This window comes from Haemophilus haemolyticus, from assembly GCF_001008275.1.
GTDB lineage: Bacteria > Pseudomonadota > Gammaproteobacteria > Enterobacterales > Pasteurellaceae > Haemophilus > Haemophilus haemolyticus_P.
Genome location: NZ_LCTH01000022.1, coordinates 21,266 through 38,043 on the forward strand (window position 1 = coordinate 21,266; position 16,778 = coordinate 38,043).

The window sequence follows — 16,778 nt, forward strand, 5'->3', positions numbered from 1 at the left end:
CTAGTTAATTAAAGATTAGTTTTATTTACTGGCTCTGTTGCACCTACAATGTCTTTTTCAATCCATTCTACAAGACTGCCATTGCCGATACCTTGTTGACCACCAGTGATAATCTTATCACCCGGTTTTACTTCATTACCTTGTAATTGAGAATAAATACCTTGGCGATCTTTAGTAAATACGGTGATTTGTTTTGCTCGATATAAACGATCTAATTTTTTATTCTCAGCCATTTTCTCTTTGTCTTCATCAGATAATGGTGTGAGTAAATAAGCAATTTCACCATACATGTTGTAGCTAATGGCTACTTGTGGAACGACAACTTGATTTGTTTCAGTTGGAAGCGCAATGCGTAAACGTGAGAACATGCCTGAAAGCAATTTACGTCCATCTTCAGGATCAAAAGTAGCTTGAACATCAACTAAACCAGTTGATGAATTAATGGCGGGTTCAATAGCTGTGATTCGAGCTGAAAATGTTTCGCCCAAGCGAGCATCGGTTGTTGCTGTGACGCGTTGACCGATATGCAATTTATCTAAATCATTTTGTGAAAGAGCAAAATCCACTTTCATTGAGCTAGTATCTTCTACACGCACAATTTCTGTTCCAACATTCACATACTGACCAACGTTTACTTTCACAATACCTGCTTTGCCATCAAATGGCGCAACGATTTTACGGCGTTCAATTGCTGCTTTGATAGATTCTATATTGGCTAGTTGAGCATCATAAGCCGCTTTTGCGTTATCCATTTCTTGTCGTGAAACAGCATTGCTTTTCAATAAATTAGCATAACGTTGATAAGTTTGACGAAGAGCTGGGAGTTGTGCCTGTGCAGCTTGAAGGCTTGCATGTTCTACTGAACTATCGAGTTCAATGAGTAAATCGCCTTTTTTAACTTGTTGTCCATTTTGCACGAGCACTTGAGAAATCGTACCTGCATTTTGTGTACTGAGCATTGCGCCTTGATTTGGACGCACAAGACCTGTTGTATTGATAACAGGCGTCCATTCTCTAGGTTGAACTTCAAGTGCGGTCACTGGGCTTGAAGGTTCTGGCATTCCTGCAATTGCTCGGCTTATCATTACGCCTTTTATCATATTAAAACCGATGACACCGGCAAAAATTAAGACAAATACCACTAAAATTATTTTCATAAAGAAAATATGTGAGCGTTTTGGTCTTTGATGTTGAGTTTGACTCATGTTTAAAGCTCCGTTATAAAATAATAACTATTATTTCTGAATTGCACGCCAAGAGCGTTCAATCACAGATTCTAAAATTTCAGGTTTAAGATCGAAATCGATAAATTTTGCATCAGAGGCTAAATTTATCGCCGTTTTCAAACTTAATAAAAAGAGAATATCTTCAGATAATTCCGCTAATAAGCCAGCTTTTTGTGCTTGATGACAAAATAAATCCCAACGGCAATTTTTTACGTTTTTACAAATATCCTTGAAATTATGCAAAGATTCATATTGCTTTAAATTGGATAAGATAATGGGATTTTCTTGTAAGAAATACCAAATGTTTTTCCACATTTGTCGATACTGTTCGAAAAAAGGCTTAGATTCATCAAAATCTTTTTCAAGCGTTGCCATAAACATTGAAAACACTCTGTGTGCAAATTGTTCAAGCAACTCATCTTTGTTTTTGAAATAAAGGTAAATCGTTCCTGCGGCTACATTCGCTTCTTTCGCAAGTTTGTGCATAGAAAGTTGATTCAACCCTTCTTTTGCCATTAAACGATCTGTCGCTGAAAAAATCTGTTCAGCTAAGTCTGTTTTAGCTTGTCGCATAAGATCCTTGAGTAAAATAAGGAGCAATTATTGCTCAAAAATGAATGAGCGTTCATTTTATTTGTTTTTTGTTTTTTGGCAAGTTAAAAAACACAAAAGCACAACGAAAATGGGCAATATTTAAAAGCTAGATTTTGTAATCAACTTTTAAATATTGCCCATTTTGACCGCACTTTTGATTGGGCGGAATAAAAAGCTAAATTGGATCTAGTCCTAACACTTTACGACCGTTAATACTTGCAATATTGACCATTTCATCTAAGTGAGGGAAACGGCAGCCCGCAGCCAATAGGCTTAATTCTTGCCATAAATCGCCTTCACATAAAGGAACCATGTAATCACAAATATTATCAGTGCCGAGGGCAACAGTGATACCTTCGGGGATCATTTCATCTGCTGGCGTGAGCGCATTATGGAATGGCATAAGATCTTCTTTGCGATTACTGTCAATCCATGCCATTGGACAGGCGATCATCATCATTTTGGCTTTACGCATTTTTTCATAAAGTTTGTAGCGATATTCTTTTGAATGTGAGCCAATGGAAATACCGTGGATACCAACAACGCGTCCCTCCATTCCGTGTTCAATGGTTTTGTCGCAAAGTTGCTCAGTTTCTTTTTCACTTGGGTTATTGAATTGGTCTACATGTACATGACACATAATCCCAAGAGATTTGGCCTTATCTAATAAAATATCCATCGCCTCTAGGCCCCGTCCATAATCCAATTCATCACGATATGGTAAGCCACCAATCATATCTACCATTTCTGCACCAATATCAAACCATTTACGCGCAGTGGGTTCGATTACCCCTTTTAAAGTTTGATTGGCAAATTTCAAAATAATGTCATGTTTATACACTTCGCGGGCTTTGTGTGCGGCAATAATTGCACGATCTTCACAAATTGGGTCTATATCGACAAAAGTACCAAATGCGGTTACACCTTGGGATATCATTAATTCAATAGATTGGCAAAAACGTGCGTAATAATCATCAACACTGGAAGTGCGTTTTACTTCATCCACTAAATCCCATTTTTGTTGCAAATTACTACTATGATAAATCCCAATTTTCTCTGGCGTCATCGTAAAAGCGCGGTCAGCATGAGCATGGGCATTTACCCACCCGCCTTTTTTGATAATTTCATCGCGAATATAGGTTTTAAAACTACGAACGTGGCTTTTCATACAAACTCCGTAAAAAAGAAAGGATAAAAAGACGAGAATGTATATTAATTGAAAGGTGCTGTAAGTACGGCGAGAAGCATTATGATAATGTTATGAAAAACTCACGGATTTTCATTAATAACATTTTTCAGTCTTAAACTGAGTCGTGAGTATAAAGGCTTAAGGGCAAAAAATCTATTCTTTTATGCCCTTATAGACTATTTTTCAAAGAAGAAATTTTGTAATTGGAAGGCTTCTAAGAAGATTCCAAGTGGCGGTCTGTCTGACGATTGCTCGATATAATCTTTATCGAATTTTTTGTAATTACCTTTGCGATCAATATGGTATTGCGTTCCATCAGGTTGAATCACTACATTCCAATGGAAATTAGAGGCAAGTACCCAGTCATCCCCCTTAAGATCAAAGAGATTGCGTCCTTGACTATAATCCATCAACGAGTTTTCTACGCCGAACACTGTTTGCATTAATGCAGAGAAAATATCCGCATGATTACTTAATCCATTTTGTTTGCCTACTGGTAAATCTTTCCAATATACAAGCAATGGCACTTGAACTTCATCGCGCCCAAAGTAGTTTTCTCGCTCTTTTTCATTCATTTCATTAAAGGTTAAGCCATGCTCTGACGTGATAATGACTAATGTATTTTCAAGCGGTGTAGCTTCTAACGCTTTTGCTAAAAGATAATCAATATCCTGCAAAGTGCGGTCATAGTCTGATGGGTTTTTAGCCTCCAAGGCTAAATCCAAATAAGCAAACCAAGGTGAGTCTGTGTTTTGTGCTTTAATAAAATCATTGAGATTTTTTACCGCACTTTCATTATTTGGTTTGTTGGTTTTATTCGATGAAAGTTTTATTTCACGAAATAATGCTTGGCGGAATACGCTATCTTTGAAATTAGTAGCAGAAAATAAACCCAGTTGATAATTTTCAGCACGTAATTTTTCAATTAAAACAGATTGGGTATGATTGCTTAAAATGCTATCGGTGTAATTTGCATTTAGCCCGTAAAATAACCCAATTAAGCCTGCGTTGTTACTGTTACCTGTGCTGTAATGATTAGTGAATTCCGTTGAACTTGTTGCAAATTCAGCAAGTTTTGGCATTTTTTCATTAGAAACCGCATCATGGCGTAAACCCGAAACCGTTACGATCAGAATATTAGGTTTGTGCGTAATTGGTGCGTAAGTGAGTTCTTTTTTCGGATAATCAATTTTTAAGGCATCTAAACGACCTTCTTGCGCCAATTTTTGCGTATATTCTTCTCCATCCAAGAAACCGTGTTTTTCTAAAAAAGAACGAGCTGTCATTGGATAAGATAAAGGGAAATTAGATCGTTGCATGGTGATAGGACGATACAAATAAGCATCTGCCCAAGCATAAATTAAATGTGTCGCAATGAATGTTGCGGTTAAGAATATACCGGTGCCTTTTAGCCATTTTTGGCGTTCAAGACTACGTAATTTTTCCCAACTCCAGCGAGAAAATAACATTTGTGCCAGTAAAATTATTGGCATTGGTGCAAAGAAAATTTGCCAATCGCGTGACATTTCACCATTTTCTGGATTGACCAGCAAATTCCATACAACAGAGGATAAATGCAGATTAAAACGATTGAAAATAGCGGTATCAAATAATAATAAGGTTGTACAAATGGTGGAAAAAATTACCGTTAATCCGCGAAAAGTGCGGTGATTTTTAACAATAAAACTCAATGGAAAGACCACGAGTAAGTACAACGCAAAAACGTTGAAACTGAAATGCCCGAGCAAACTCACAAAGAAATAAAGTTTTCCTGCGAGAGTATCTGGCCAGTCAATGATAAAGGCATAACGAGTGCCAATAAGAATAGCAACAATGATATTAAAAAAGGCAAACCAATGGCCCCACGAAATTTTTCGTGAAACGTCATCGCGGTATTGTTTGCCGCTGAAGGTGCCTTTTTTAATCCATTTCATATTAACGTGTTTTTACCGCATTAATTAAGGAATTCGAAAACGCTTGGGCTAATGCCTCACGTTGAGTTTGCGGCACACTGGTGGTTAATAAATTACTCGCCATGTTACCCAGTGCGATTAACGAAAGATCTACAGGGGCTTTATGCTTTTCTAGTACTGCGATCATATCGTTTACAATCACACTTAATTGAGCATCAGAATATTTAGAATGTTGAGCCATAATGTTAAAAATAAAACAAAAAATTTGGCTTATGATACCCGATTATTTGGTAGAACCTAAATAATTTCTTTTTTCTTGCTTAAAAAGTGCGGTTATAATTTGCGACAAATTTTTCAAAGGTGACAAAAATGAGTATTACCGTTAATCAAATTGTTTTGCATCAGTTAGTCAAAAATGTGGATGGCGACAGCATAAAAATGGAAAGTGTATTACGCGATGAGCTGTTGTCAATTACGCCAGAAGTAGAACAAATGATGTTGCAACTTCATCAAGGCTATCAAAATAAAGCGAAGGCTTTTGGCGTGTTTCAGGAAAAGTCTATCTTTGCACAACATTTAAATCGTTTATTGGAACAAGAAATTGAGTTTTTAGGTTTTAGTCAACACTCAACAAAATTGCTTGCAGATGAGCTAGGTAAATATAACTTTGCAGAAAGTGGTACTTTGATTTTATGTCAATATAATTTCTTAGCGACAGATTATTTGTTTATTGCATTGCTTGATAGCCGTCATAGTATGTTAGTGGATGAGCATTTAGATATTCGCCGTACAGAATATCTTGATATTACTCAGTTTGATATTGCGGCAAGAGTGAATTTGACGGATTTACAGGTGAATGCAAACTCTAATCGTTATTTAACTTTCATAAAAGGCCGTGTCGGTCGCAAAATTAGTGATTTTTTCATGGATTTTTTAGGTGCCGAAGAAGGATTAAATCCACAAGTCCAAAACCAATGTTTATTGCAAGCAGTGAGTGATTATTGTGATCAAGGTGAACTCAATAAAGAGCAAACTCAAGCAGTAAAAAAACAAGTGTTTAAATATTGTAAAGCTCAACTTGCAGGCGGTGATGAAATTGAATTGCAGGAACTTTCTGATTCCTTACCCACTCTAAACGAACAGTCTTTTGTTACCTTTGCGGGAGAACAGAATTATGGCTTGGAAGACAGCATTCCGCCAGTACGTTCAACCTTAAAATCCCTAACAAAATTCACGGGTTCAGGAAAGGGGGTGAGTATTAGTTTCGATGCTGATTTATTAAATACTCGAATTCAATGGGAACCAATGACGGATACGCTTACTATCAAGGGTTTACCGCCGAATTTAAAAGATCAATTACAAAAGGCTTTAAAATCAGAGAATTAATTTGGAAATATGCTCAAACTTGGGTATTATTTGACAGTACTTTTGCACAAATAAGGTAAAGAAAATGCAAGTTAAAACACTTTTAGGCGCAACCTTTTTAGCATTAAGCGTCGCTTCTTGTTCCACCGTTGAAAAAGTTGTATATCGAATTGATGTACCACAAGGCAACTATTTAGAAGCGACTACCGTTGCTCAAGTTAAAGAAGGCATGACTGCTCAACAAGTACAATATTTGTTGGGTACGCCAGTATTAATCGATCCTTATAATAGTCAGACTTGGTACTATGTGTTCTTACAACAACGTGCTTATGAAACACCTGTTCAACATACTTTCACTGTAAAATTTGATCAACGTGGTATTGTGACAGAAACCAATCTTGATAAACCTTTGCCAGAAGTTTCGCAACAAGGCGAGAACAACACCATTATTCAAACTGGTGAGAAAGCAAAATCAAGCTGGTGGCAATTCTGGAAATAATCTTTCTATTTTCACCGCACTACAACAAGAACGATTGATAAAAAGGAATCCCCAATGTCAAAACTCTTGCTCGTTGATGACGATGTTGAATTGACGGAATTACTTTCATCCCTTTTAACGTTAGAAGGGTTTGATGTTCAAACAGCAAATAATGGATTAGAGGCATTACAAAAACTGGATGAAAGGCATGAGTTGGTTTTACTTGATGTGATGATGCCGAAGCTAAATGGTCTTGATACATTAAAAGAAATTCGTAAAGTCTCTAATGTGGCAGTGATGATGCTTACAGCAAAAGGCGATGATATCGATCGCATATTAGGCTTAGAATTGGGTGCGGATGATTACTTGCCTAAACCATTTAATGATCGTGAATTAGTTGCAAGAATTAGAGCGATTTTGCGTCGAAGTGTGTCACCATCAAATAATGTTAACGATAAAAAAGAAATATTATCTTTTGAGAACGTAACCTTATATTTGACTCGCCAAACTGCGATGTATGGTGAGGAAAACTTAAATCTAACGGATTATGAGTTTAAGATCCTTCAGCGATTAATAGAATTAAAGGGGGATATTGTTACTCGTGAAGAATTAAGTTTAGAAGTGCTAGGAAAAACATTAAGTCCGTTCGACCGCTCTCTTGATATGCATATATCTAATTTAAGACGAAAGCTACCAGAGCGAGAAAGCAAATTGCCTTGGTTTAAAACTTTACGAGGAAAAGGATACCTTTTAGTCACTTAGTTTTATGAAATTGCGTAGTTTTTTCTGTTTCAATCAACTTGCAATCAGAATATTTGCTCTGTTCTGGTTTTCTTTTTTTATCATGATGAGCCTTGTGATCATGGTACCCAATCTCGATCTTAGACTCTATTCCCCTCTAGAAGAATCAGATATTGTTAATTATCAAAAAGAAATCCTGAATATCGTTCGTAATGGTCGATTACAAGGACTGATTTCAGAAGTTCCTGTTTTACATTCAGATAAATTTCAACCTTCTAGACCTGTTCTGATTAATTTAAAAACTAAAAATATTCTCGGTGAATTACCAGAGGAAGCGCCTTATATCCGAAGATTTGCAGATGTATCTGGCGATTTTTCAGAACCTAAACGTAAAAATTTTAATGAGCTTCAGCTTTCAGGGCCGTTCCAGGTTTATTTAGGGGATACAGCCTCTTATGCCTTGTATTTTATTTCTTACGTTAACCCACAGCGTGAGATCTTTAATTATGTTTTTGATAGACCCATTATATTGATTTTGATTATTCTTTTAATCACTAGCCCATTGCTTTGGTGGTTTACAAGAATGCTGATTAGACCTATTTCTCTCTTGCAAAAAGCAGCGAATTCAGTGGCATTAGGTAATTTTAAAATTGATAAGAGCTTAGTGGCTAATGGTCCATTAGAGCTACGTCAAGTTGGTCAAAGTTTTAATCGAATGGCAGCTTCTATTGAGCATCTAATCTCTAATCAGCAAACCCTACTTTCATCTATTTCACATGAATTAAAAACGCCACTCACTCGTTTACAGTTGGCTACAGCGCTTGTTCGTCATGAATGTGGCGAAACAGAGAGCGTAAAACGCATTGAAAGAGAAATAGGGCGAATGGATAAAATGATTAGTGAGCTACTTCTACTTTCACGCCATCAAATGAATAGTCAAGTTGAACGGGATATTTTTTATGCCAATACGCTTTGGACTGATATTATCAACGATGCCAAATTTGAGGCAGAGCAACGAGGTATAACGTTTCTCACAAATATTCGTTTACCCAAAAATGAATTACAACTTAACGGCAATTTTAGATTGCTGGAAAGTGCGGTTGAAAATATCGTGACAAATGCACTTAAATACACCAAGGATAAGATCGAACTTCATATTTTTATACAAGAAGAAGAAGAAGAATTTCTCAGGATCCGTATAGATGACAACGGATCTGGAGTCCATCCAGATGAATTTAAAAAAATCTTTAAACCATTTTATCGAGTAGATGAGACGCGAACTAGAACGACTGGCGGCACAGGACTAGGATTGGCGATTGTGTATAATGTTATTCAGGAGCATCAAGGGAAGGTCTGGGCTGAAAAAAGCCCACTAGGCGGGCTTGCTGTTACTATACTATTGCCATTATGGATCAGTCACTAAAAATCAAAAGTGCGGTAGATTTTTTACCGCACTTCTCGTCTAGGCATTATCCACGGAAAAAGAAATCACTTCATTAATTTTCTCACAACCTAACGCAACCATAATTAGGCGATCGACTCCCAGCGCCACGCCAGAAGAATTTGGTAAACCTGCTTCTAATGCAGCTAGAAAACGTTCGTCAACGTCTCGAATTGGCAATCCATGTTTCTTCCTTTGCTGATTATCTAATTCAAAACGATGTCTTTGTTCTCGTGCATCTGTCAATTCATGGAAACCATTTGCCAGTTCTAATCCTTTGTAATAAAACTCAAAGCGTTCTGCAACCCGCTGATCTTCTGGGCTCACTTGTGCTAGGGCGGCTTGTGTTGAAGGAAAATGATAAACCGCAACAGGTCGATCTTTTCCTATTTGAGGTTCAACGACTTCACTAAATAAGAACTGTAATAAAGTATCGCGCTCTTCATTATCTTCAGCCATAAAGTTATGTTTACGCGCCGCTTCGATTAATTCTGAACGTTCTGCAGATAAAGGATCTAAACCTACATATTCTTGGAAAACAAATTGGTAGCTTAAACTTTCTGCAGATGGGCAATCTAAAATTTGTTGGAGTAAATCATCTACTTCATTAATTAAACGATGCATATTAAAGTGCGGTCGATACCATTCCAACATAGTAAATTCTGGATTGTGGCGATTACCAGCTTCTTCATTACGGAACACTTTACTAATTTGAAATATCGGTCCACTGCCTGCGGCAAGCAAGCGTTTCATGTGATATTCAGGGCTTGTAGAAAGCCAAAGTGTTTTCGATTGTTCACCAAAAGGCGCGAGAAATTCTGTGCTAAATGTGGAAAGGTGCAAATCAGTGACGCCAAATTCACTTAGAACAGGCGTCTCAACTTCAAGCAAGCCTCGTTCTGTAAAAAATTGACGAATTTCAGCAATAATTTTTGCACGTTTAAGCAGATTTTTTATATCGGCAGAAGGTTGCCAATGAGTAAATGCGGTCATTTTTATTCCCATTTTTAAATTTGCATCATTGTAAACGAGAGCCCTTCTCAACTCAATCTAAGCTTTTTTGAGGTAGATCACAAAATCATACTTTTTCCCCTTTTCCTACATAAAAAACGTTATTAATTTGTAACAAAAAATGGCAGAATGGCCTTACTAGATTACCCTTTTAGGGTGATTTCTATTTTTTACTTTCTATATTTATTGGAGGATATCGTGCAAACAGTTAATGTCGATATTGCGATTGTTGGCGCTGGTGGTGGCGGTTTACGTGCAGCGATTGCAGCAGCGGAAGCAAATCCTAACTTAAAAATTGCATTAGTTTCAAAAGTGTACCCAATGCGTAGCCATACTGTAGCAGCAGAAGGTGGCGCAGCGGCAGTTATCAAAGAGGAAGATTCTTACGATAAACACTTCCAAGATACCGTTGCGGGTGGTGACTGGCTTTGCGAACAGGATGTTGTGGAATATTTCGTACAACATTCACCGGTGGAAATGACTCAATTAGAACGTTGGGGATGTCCTTGGAGCCGTAAAGCTGATGGCGATGTAAACGTACGTCGTTTTGGTGGAATGAAAATTGAGCGTACTTGGTTCGCTGCCGATAAAACGGGTTTCCATTTATTACACACGCTTTTCCAAACTTCTATTCAATATCCACAAATCCAACGTTTTGATGAACACTTCGTATTAGATATTCTTGTTGATGATGGCCATGCTCGTGGTATGGTTGCAATGAACATGATGGAGGGTTCACTTGTTCAAATCAATGCAAATGCGGTTGTGATTGCAACAGGTGGTGGTTGTCGTGCATTTAAATTCAATACCAACGGCGGTATTGTAACAGGTGACGGCTTATCTATGGCGTATCGTCATGGTGTACCACTTCGTGATATGGAATTTGTTCAATATCACCCAACAGGTTTACCGAATACCGGCATCTTAATGACTGAAGGTTGTCGTGGTGAAGGCGGTATCTTAGTGAATAAAGATGGCTACCGTTATCTTCAAGATTACGGTCTAGGACCAGAAACCCCAATTGGTAAACCGCAAAATAAATATATGGAACTTGGTCCTCGCGATAAAGTTTCTCAAGCATTCTGGCAAGAATGGAAAAAAGGTAATACCTTAAAAACTGCGAAAGGCGTAGATGTTGTGCATTTAGATTTACGTCATCTTGGTGAAAAATATTTACATGAGCGTTTGCCATTCATTTGTGAATTAGCAAGTGCTTATGAAGGTGTAAATCCAGTGAATGAGCCGATCCCAGTTCGTCCAGTTGTTCACTACACTATGGGCGGCATTGAAGTCGATTTCAATAGCGAAACTCGTATCAAAGGTTTATTTGCTGTAGGTGAGTGTGCATCTTCAGGTTTACATGGTGCAAACCGCTTAGGCTCTAACTCTTTAGCTGAACTTGTTGTGTTAGGTCGTGTTGCAGGGGAATATGCGGCACAACGTGCAGTTGAATCTCAATCTGTAAACCAAAGTGCGGTTGATGCTCAAGCAAAAGATGTTGTCGCTCGTTTAGAAGCCCTTCATAAACAAGAAGGTAACGAATCTTGGTCTGAAATCCGTGACGAAATGGGTTCTGTAATGGAAGAAGGCTGTGGTATTTACCGTGACCAAGCAAGTATGCAAAAAGCAGTAGATAAAATTGCAGAATTAAAAGAACGTTACAAACGTATTCGCGTAGCAGATAACTCAAGCGTGTTCAATACGGATGTACTTTATACAGTTGAGTTAGGCTACATCCTAGATGTTGCACAATCTATTGCAAATTCAGCGATTGAACGTAAAGAATCTCGTGGCGCTCACCAACGCTTAGATTACACTGAACGTGATGATGTAAATTATTTAAAACACACACTTGCTTTCTACAATGAGAATGGTGCACCGCGCATTGAATACAGTCCGGTGAAAATTACGAAATCTCAACCTGCAAAACGTGTTTACGGTGCTGAGGCAGAGGCTCAAGAAGCAGCTGCGAAAGCTAAGGAGCAAGCAAATGGCTAATTCACCAGTAATGAATGTTGAAGTATTACGCTACAATCCTGAAATCGATCAAGAGCCGCATTTAAGTACTTATCAAGTACCTTATGATAATCAAACCTCATTACTTGATGCGTTAGGTTATATTAAGGATAAACTTGAACCATCTCTTTCTTATCGTTGGTCTTGCCGCATGGCGATCTGCGGTTCTTGTGGGATGATGGTAAATAACAAACCGAAATTGGCTTGTAAAACGTTCTTGCGTGATTACAGTGGCCATATGCGTATTGAGCCGTTAGCAAACTTCCCAATTGAACGTGACTTGGTGGTTGATTTAAGCCACTTTATCGAAAGTTTAGAGGCAATTAAACCTTATATTATTGGTAACGAAGCACCTGCATTAGATGGTAAACCACATCCATCGAAAGAATTGCAAGTAAGCCGTACTAAACAAACGCCAGCACAACTTGAGAAATATCGTCAATTCTCAATGTGTATCAATTGTGGTTTATGCTATGCCGCTTGCCCTCAATTTGGTTTAAATCCTGAATTCTTAGGCCCTGCAGCGATTACAATGGCTCATCGTTATAATCTTGATAACCGTGATCATGGTAAAGCAAAACGTATGTCATTATTAAATGGTAAAAACGGGGTTTGGAGTTGTACTTTCGTTGGCTATTGCTCAGAAGTTTGTCCAAAACATGTGGATCCTGCTTCTGCAATTAACCAAGGAAAAGTGGAAAGTGCCAAAGATTATGTTATCTCTATGCTAAAACCAAAAGGCTAAGGGGGAAGGAATGTCTGTAACAGTTAGTAAACGTAAAAAATATGTTCGTCCAATGACAGCGACTTGGTGGCAAAAATTGGACTTCTACAAAGCTTATATGCTACGTGAAGCGACTTCAATCTTTGCTGTATGGTTTTGTATTGTATTGCTTTATGGTGTTCTTTGCCTCGCAAGCAATCCAATGCCAGGCTTAGGCATCTTGAGCTTTATTGAGTTTTTAAGAAACCCAATTGTGGTGTTCTTAAATATTATTACGCTTATCGCAACGCTTTATCATACGGTGACATATTTCTTAATGACACCAAAAGTGATGAATATCATTGTGAAAAATGAACGCTTACCACACACTCTTGTAAGAAATGCACTTTGGGCGGTAACCGCATTAGTTAGCGTGATTGCTTTAGTTTTAGTTTATATTTAAGGGAGAGAAAAAATGGTTGATCAAAATCCAAAACGCTCCGGCGAACCGCCAGTATGGTTAATGTTCGGTGCAGGCGGCACAGTGAGTGCAATTTTCTTCCCTGTCGTTATTTTAATTATCGGTTTGTTATTACCATTTGGTTTAGTCGATGCGCATAATTTAATTACTTTTGCTTATTCTTGGATTGGTAAATTAGTTATTTTAGTGCTTACTATTTTCCCAATGTGGTGTGGTTTGCACCGTATTCACCACGGTATGCACGATCTTAAAGTGCATGTGCCAGCAGGTGGATTTATCTTTTATGGTTTAGCCACAATTTATACTGTTTGGGTGTTATTTGCGGTAATAAACCTGTAATAAAAATGCTATAAATAAAAAACGAGTCTAAGACTCGTTTTTTTATTTTATGTATCAAGTAAATATTTTTTAGTTTGTTTTACTTTATAAATTTGATTGAATTTTTTATAAATGGCTCAAGTATTCAGTACCTAAATTTCCCATTTGTCTCAAAATCCAAGCTTGTTTTTTACGAACTAATAAGCTTGGCTTATTTACTTTATAAATGATTGGATTGGGTAACACAGCAGCTAAAAGTGCGGCTTCATTTTGAGATAAATTTTTAGCTGATTTTTTAAAGTAATAGCGACTTGCCGCTTCCACACCAAAAATGCCGTTCCCAAATTCTGCAATATTTAAATACACTTCTAAAATACGTTTTTTTGACCAAGTCAGCTCGAGTAACATAGTTGCTGGAACTTCTAAACCTTTTCTTAGCCAATTTTGTCCGTGCCAAAGTATTAAGTTTTTAGCGGTTTGCTGGGAAATGGTTGATGCCCCTCGGATTCCTTTTTTAGATTTTTCGTTATACTGAATTGCTCGTTGGATAGCCTCAAAATCAAAGCCTAAATGTTCAGGAAAACGCTGATCTTCTGATGAAATCACAGCTAATTGAATGTTTGGGGAGATATTTTCTAGGCTGACCCAGTTATATTGGATTTGATATCGAAAATCGCCTTGTAAAAGATTAGCGATTTTTTGTTGTACCATATAAGCGGAAAATGGAATAGGGACAAAGCGAAAAAGCAGCAACAAAGCAAAAACGGCGAAAAAAAACGAAAGACAACTCGCTGCCAGTTTTTTTTCCACCATTTAGGACTAAATAAGCGTGAAAGTGCGGTAAAAATTCGATTAGTTTTTTTCAATGAGATCAAGATGTTGTTTCATCCATTGCATAAAATCAGGATCCATCGTTTTAATCATATTGGAACCTCGAGTGATTGTGGCGGCACTTGTATTCAGATTTTGTTGAATTTCACGCTGAGGCATATTTTTATCGATCAGCTGAGAGACAATCTGTAAGCGTAATCCCACTGCATCCCGTTCGTCTGCCGTTAATAATAAGGTTAGAAACTCCTGTGCTTTATTTTCTTCAAAGGCGATTTTTAGCATTTGAAGAAATGCATTCCATTGTTCTAAATTGCGGCTGATATACATAATTACGCTCCCATTCCACACTATTAAACTAGTGCGTTTAGTATAGCCGATTCAATTCTTCTTGGCTAAATATTTGTGGGTTTTCTTTATTTTGTAAAATTTGATAGTAAAAATCATAAGTGACTACATTTTGCACATAACCACGAGTTTCGTAAAAAGGAATGGAGGCAACAAATTCGTCTAATGCAAGTTTTCCATTAGCGCGGCTTAACCATTTTTCTACTCTATTTGCCCCTGCATTGTAAGCTGCTGCAATCAATATTCGATTATTAGGATATTTTCCATTGAGTTCATTCAGATGTGCTGTACCTAGTAAAATATTATTCAATGGTTTGAATAAATCTTGTTCGCCTTGATAAGGTAGTTGATTATTCTCTGCAGTCAATTTTGCTGTGCTTGGCAGAAGTTGCATTAAGCCCCGCGCATTTGCAGAAGATTGTGCCATTGGATTCCAAGCACTTTCTTGACGGGCGATTGCCATTGCAAAAGTTTTGCTGATATTCAAATTCTGTAATGCTGCATTGAAGTATTCAGGATAAGCATTTGGCAGTCTAAGAGAAAGGTAATCCCACGCTTTTGCAACAATAGAAGCATCAACAGCTAATTCAAACCATTGTTGGTTTTCAGCATATTCTGCAAGTTTTAGCTGTGTTGTGAAATCAGCATTATCAAGTAAAATTCGCCAACGTTGTTTTGCTAAACCATTTCGTCCAAGTTCTCTCAGTTCTCGAATCATGGCGAAAACTTGCTCGAAAGGAAGTTGTTCTGCCACGGTAAAACTTGGTGCTACTGGAAAATCGACTTTATATGCTTGCTTTAATTGTGCAGCAGCTAACATTGGATAGAATCCCCGCTCTTTTGAAAGTGCGGTCAGTTTTTCTATATTTTTTGATATATCTTGTTTAGCTTCCCAATAACGCCATTCTTGTTTTGCTTTTCCTTCAGTAGTAAGTGAATTAAGCCACGGAGAAAGATCTGTCTTCTGCCAAATTGCCATTCGTAAACGGCGTTCAGTTAGATTATCTGTTTTTAATTGTTGGATTTGTTCATCACGCCATTTTTGAAAACCAGCGTTTTCATTATCAAAAAAGCGATTTAAAAAGGCTGTTTTCCACTGTTTGATTTCATCTTCTGAGAGTTGCCAAGTTTCAGCCCATTGCTGATAGAGCTCAAAATTTGGATTCTCTATTTGTTCCGATAATGTTTTTAGATAACGAGGAAAAGCATCGATTAATGCATTTTTATCTAAAGTGCTAGGATTACTGTTCTTTATAATCTCAGCAAGTTGTTTAGGATTTTCTACTTGATTTTGTTCTTCTTGAACCCTGTTATTTTCTTTAGCATTATCCGACGTTGCTGCTGTTTGTTGTTCCTCTAACGTGGATAGTTTTTGTAATAAGGCTTGAAATGCTGGCGTTATAAAAGGGTAATTTTGTTGCTCTAATGAATTGAGTTCATTTATTGCTTGTTGTTTGCCTTGAATGTCATCACTTTTTAAAAAGGCGATTTTGGTTTCCCAAAAGCGTGCTAGCAAATCATATTGCAAAGGATAGCCTTGCAATGAGCCGATTAAGGTTTTTGTGATATTTTGAGTCGCTTCAGAAAATTGTTGGTTTTTTACCGCACTTTTTAGCATTCCTTCAACTTGCAAAAAGATTTCACGTTGCTTCAAACGTTTTAAGTAGTCTTGATGCTGTGCAGACGCCCAGTTTTGTTTTTCTTGCTCAAGATTGATGGATGCTGTTGCCGTGTTAGGTGAATCGGCAAAAGCAGAAAGAGCGGTCAAAATGCTGAGAGAAATTAAAGCGACTTTTTTCATGTTAGCTTATTAGAATTGAGGATGGCTAAAATACTTTTTTAAATGGTTTTACAATAACATCACCATATACGCCAGCTTCTACATAAGGATCTTGTGCAGCCCAGTCTTTTGCTGCTTGTAAGTTTGCGAATTGTGCAATTACGGTTGAACCAGTAAAACCTTCCTCTCCAGGATTTTCATCGTCAATAGCTGGATTGGGACCAGCCGTAAGTAAACGGTTTTCTGCTTGCAGTTGTTTTAAACGAGCTAAGTGTTGCTCGCGTACGGCAAGACGTTTTTCTAATGTATTTGGAATATCTTGAGCAAAAATCACATAGAACATCAT

General features: G+C 37.5%; 17 protein-coding genes and 1 pseudogene. 8 read left to right on the plus strand and 10 right to left on the minus strand.

The window, feature by feature from the left end; all coding sequences use genetic code 11:
• Window positions 1-8 precede the first annotated feature (8 nt).
• From acrA to AAX15_RS02945, 5 genes are all read right to left on the minus strand, one after another.
• Window positions 9-1,205: a multidrug efflux RND transporter periplasmic adaptor subunit AcrA gene (acrA, locus tag AAX15_RS02925; protein WP_046939070.1), complete on the minus strand. Its 1,197-nt coding sequence runs from the start codon at window positions 1,203-1,205 to the stop codon at window positions 9-11.
• 30 nt (window positions 1,206-1,235) lie between these two features.
• Window positions 1,236-1,799 (minus strand): efflux transporter AcrAB transcriptional repressor AcrR, encoded by a 564-nt coding sequence (gene acrR, locus AAX15_RS02930; RefSeq protein WP_046939071.1) that lies wholly within the window; start codon window positions 1,797-1,799, stop codon window positions 1,236-1,238.
• Window positions 1,800-1,995: 196 nt separating this feature from the next.
• Entirely contained in the window at window positions 1,996-2,988 is a 993-nt protein-coding gene (locus tag AAX15_RS02935) for an amidohydrolase family protein (protein ID WP_046939072.1), read from the minus strand.
• Window positions 2,989-3,185: 197 nt separating this feature from the next.
• On the minus strand, window positions 3,186-4,943 hold the full coding sequence (locus AAX15_RS02940; protein WP_046939073.1) for a DUF3413 domain-containing protein: 1,758 nt from the start codon (window positions 4,941-4,943) through the stop codon (window positions 3,186-3,188).
• A gap of 1 nt (window position 4,944) precedes the next feature.
• Window positions 4,945-5,163, minus strand: a complete 219-nt coding sequence (locus AAX15_RS02945) for a YejL family protein (RefSeq protein ID WP_046939074.1) — start codon at window positions 5,161-5,163, stop codon at window positions 4,945-4,947.
• Window positions 5,164-5,291: 128 nt separating this feature from the next.
• Between AAX15_RS02945 and yejK the strand changes: the two genes are divergently transcribed.
• The 4 genes from yejK (at window position 5,292) to cpxA (ending at window position 8,929) form a co-directional block, all read left to right on the plus strand.
• Window positions 5,292-6,308 carry a nucleoid-associated protein YejK gene (yejK, locus tag AAX15_RS02950; protein ID WP_046939075.1) on the plus strand — a complete coding sequence of 339 codons (1,017 nt, stop codon included), beginning with the start codon at window positions 5,292-5,294 and terminating at the stop codon, window positions 6,306-6,308.
• A gap of 64 nt (window positions 6,309-6,372) precedes the next feature.
• On the plus strand, window positions 6,373-6,786 hold the full coding sequence (gene bamE / locus AAX15_RS02955) for an outer membrane protein assembly factor BamE (protein WP_005634176.1): 414 nt from the start codon (window positions 6,373-6,375) through the stop codon (window positions 6,784-6,786).
• Window positions 6,787-6,840: 54 nt separating this feature from the next.
• On the plus strand, window positions 6,841-7,527 hold the full coding sequence (locus AAX15_RS02960) for a response regulator (protein WP_046939076.1): 687 nt from the start codon (window positions 6,841-6,843) through the stop codon (window positions 7,525-7,527).
• 4 nt (window positions 7,528-7,531) lie between these two features.
• Entirely contained in the window at window positions 7,532-8,929 is a 1,398-nt protein-coding gene (cpxA, locus tag AAX15_RS02965) for an envelope stress sensor histidine kinase CpxA (protein WP_046939077.1), read from the plus strand.
• Between the two features lie 39 nt (window positions 8,930-8,968).
• Here the strand turns inward: cpxA and epmA are convergent, their stop codons facing one another.
• Window positions 8,969-9,940 carry an elongation factor P--(R)-beta-lysine ligase gene (gene epmA, locus AAX15_RS02970; RefSeq protein WP_046939078.1) on the minus strand — a complete coding sequence of 324 codons (972 nt, stop codon included), beginning with the start codon at window positions 9,938-9,940 and terminating at the stop codon, window positions 8,969-8,971.
• Window positions 9,941-10,156: 216 nt separating this feature from the next.
• On the opposite strand from epmA, the gene frdA reads away from it, so the two are divergent.
• The 4 genes from frdA to frdD are packed head-to-tail and all read left to right on the plus strand — an operon-like array spanning window position 10,157 to window position 13,497.
• On the plus strand, window positions 10,157-11,956 hold the full coding sequence (frdA, locus tag AAX15_RS02975) for a fumarate reductase (quinol) flavoprotein subunit (protein WP_046939079.1): 1,800 nt from the start codon (window positions 10,157-10,159) through the stop codon (window positions 11,954-11,956).
• Window positions 11,949-12,719, plus strand: coding sequence for a succinate dehydrogenase/fumarate reductase iron-sulfur subunit (locus tag AAX15_RS02980; RefSeq protein ID WP_005639269.1), 771 nt, complete (start codon window positions 11,949-11,951; stop codon window positions 12,717-12,719). Before frdA ends, AAX15_RS02980 begins: the two co-directional genes overlap by 8 nt.
• A 10-nt stretch (window positions 12,720-12,729) precedes the next feature.
• The gene (gene frdC / locus AAX15_RS02985) at window positions 12,730-13,140 is read left to right on the plus strand and encodes a fumarate reductase subunit FrdC (RefSeq protein WP_046939080.1); all 411 of its coding nucleotides are present in this window, start codon (window positions 12,730-12,732) and stop codon (window positions 13,138-13,140) included.
• A gap of 12 nt (window positions 13,141-13,152) precedes the next feature.
• Window positions 13,153-13,497 (plus strand): fumarate reductase subunit FrdD, encoded by a 345-nt coding sequence (frdD, locus tag AAX15_RS02990; RefSeq protein ID WP_005631316.1) that lies wholly within the window; start codon window positions 13,153-13,155, stop codon window positions 13,495-13,497.
• A 105-nt stretch (window positions 13,498-13,602) separates the two neighbouring features.
• Here frdD and mtgA read toward each other — a convergent pair.
• From mtgA to AAX15_RS03010, 4 genes and pseudogenes are all read right to left on the minus strand, one after another.
• Window positions 13,603-14,342: pseudogene (mtgA, locus tag AAX15_RS02995) on the minus strand (monofunctional biosynthetic peptidoglycan transglycosylase).
• On the minus strand, window positions 14,329-14,634 hold the full coding sequence (gene trpR / locus AAX15_RS03000; RefSeq protein ID WP_005629736.1) for a trp operon repressor: 306 nt from the start codon (window positions 14,632-14,634) through the stop codon (window positions 14,329-14,331). Before trpR ends, mtgA begins: the two are co-directional and overlap by 14 nt.
• A 37-nt stretch (window positions 14,635-14,671) precedes the next feature.
• Window positions 14,672-16,453, minus strand: a complete 1,782-nt coding sequence (locus tag AAX15_RS03005) for a transglycosylase SLT domain-containing protein (protein WP_046939082.1) — start codon at window positions 16,451-16,453, stop codon at window positions 14,672-14,674.
• Window positions 16,454-16,478: 25 nt separating this feature from the next.
• A complete protein-coding gene (locus AAX15_RS03010; RefSeq protein WP_005636808.1) occupies window positions 16,479-16,775 on the minus strand; it encodes a YciI family protein in 297 nt (98 codons plus the stop codon).
• Window positions 16,776-16,778: the final 3 nt, after the last annotated feature.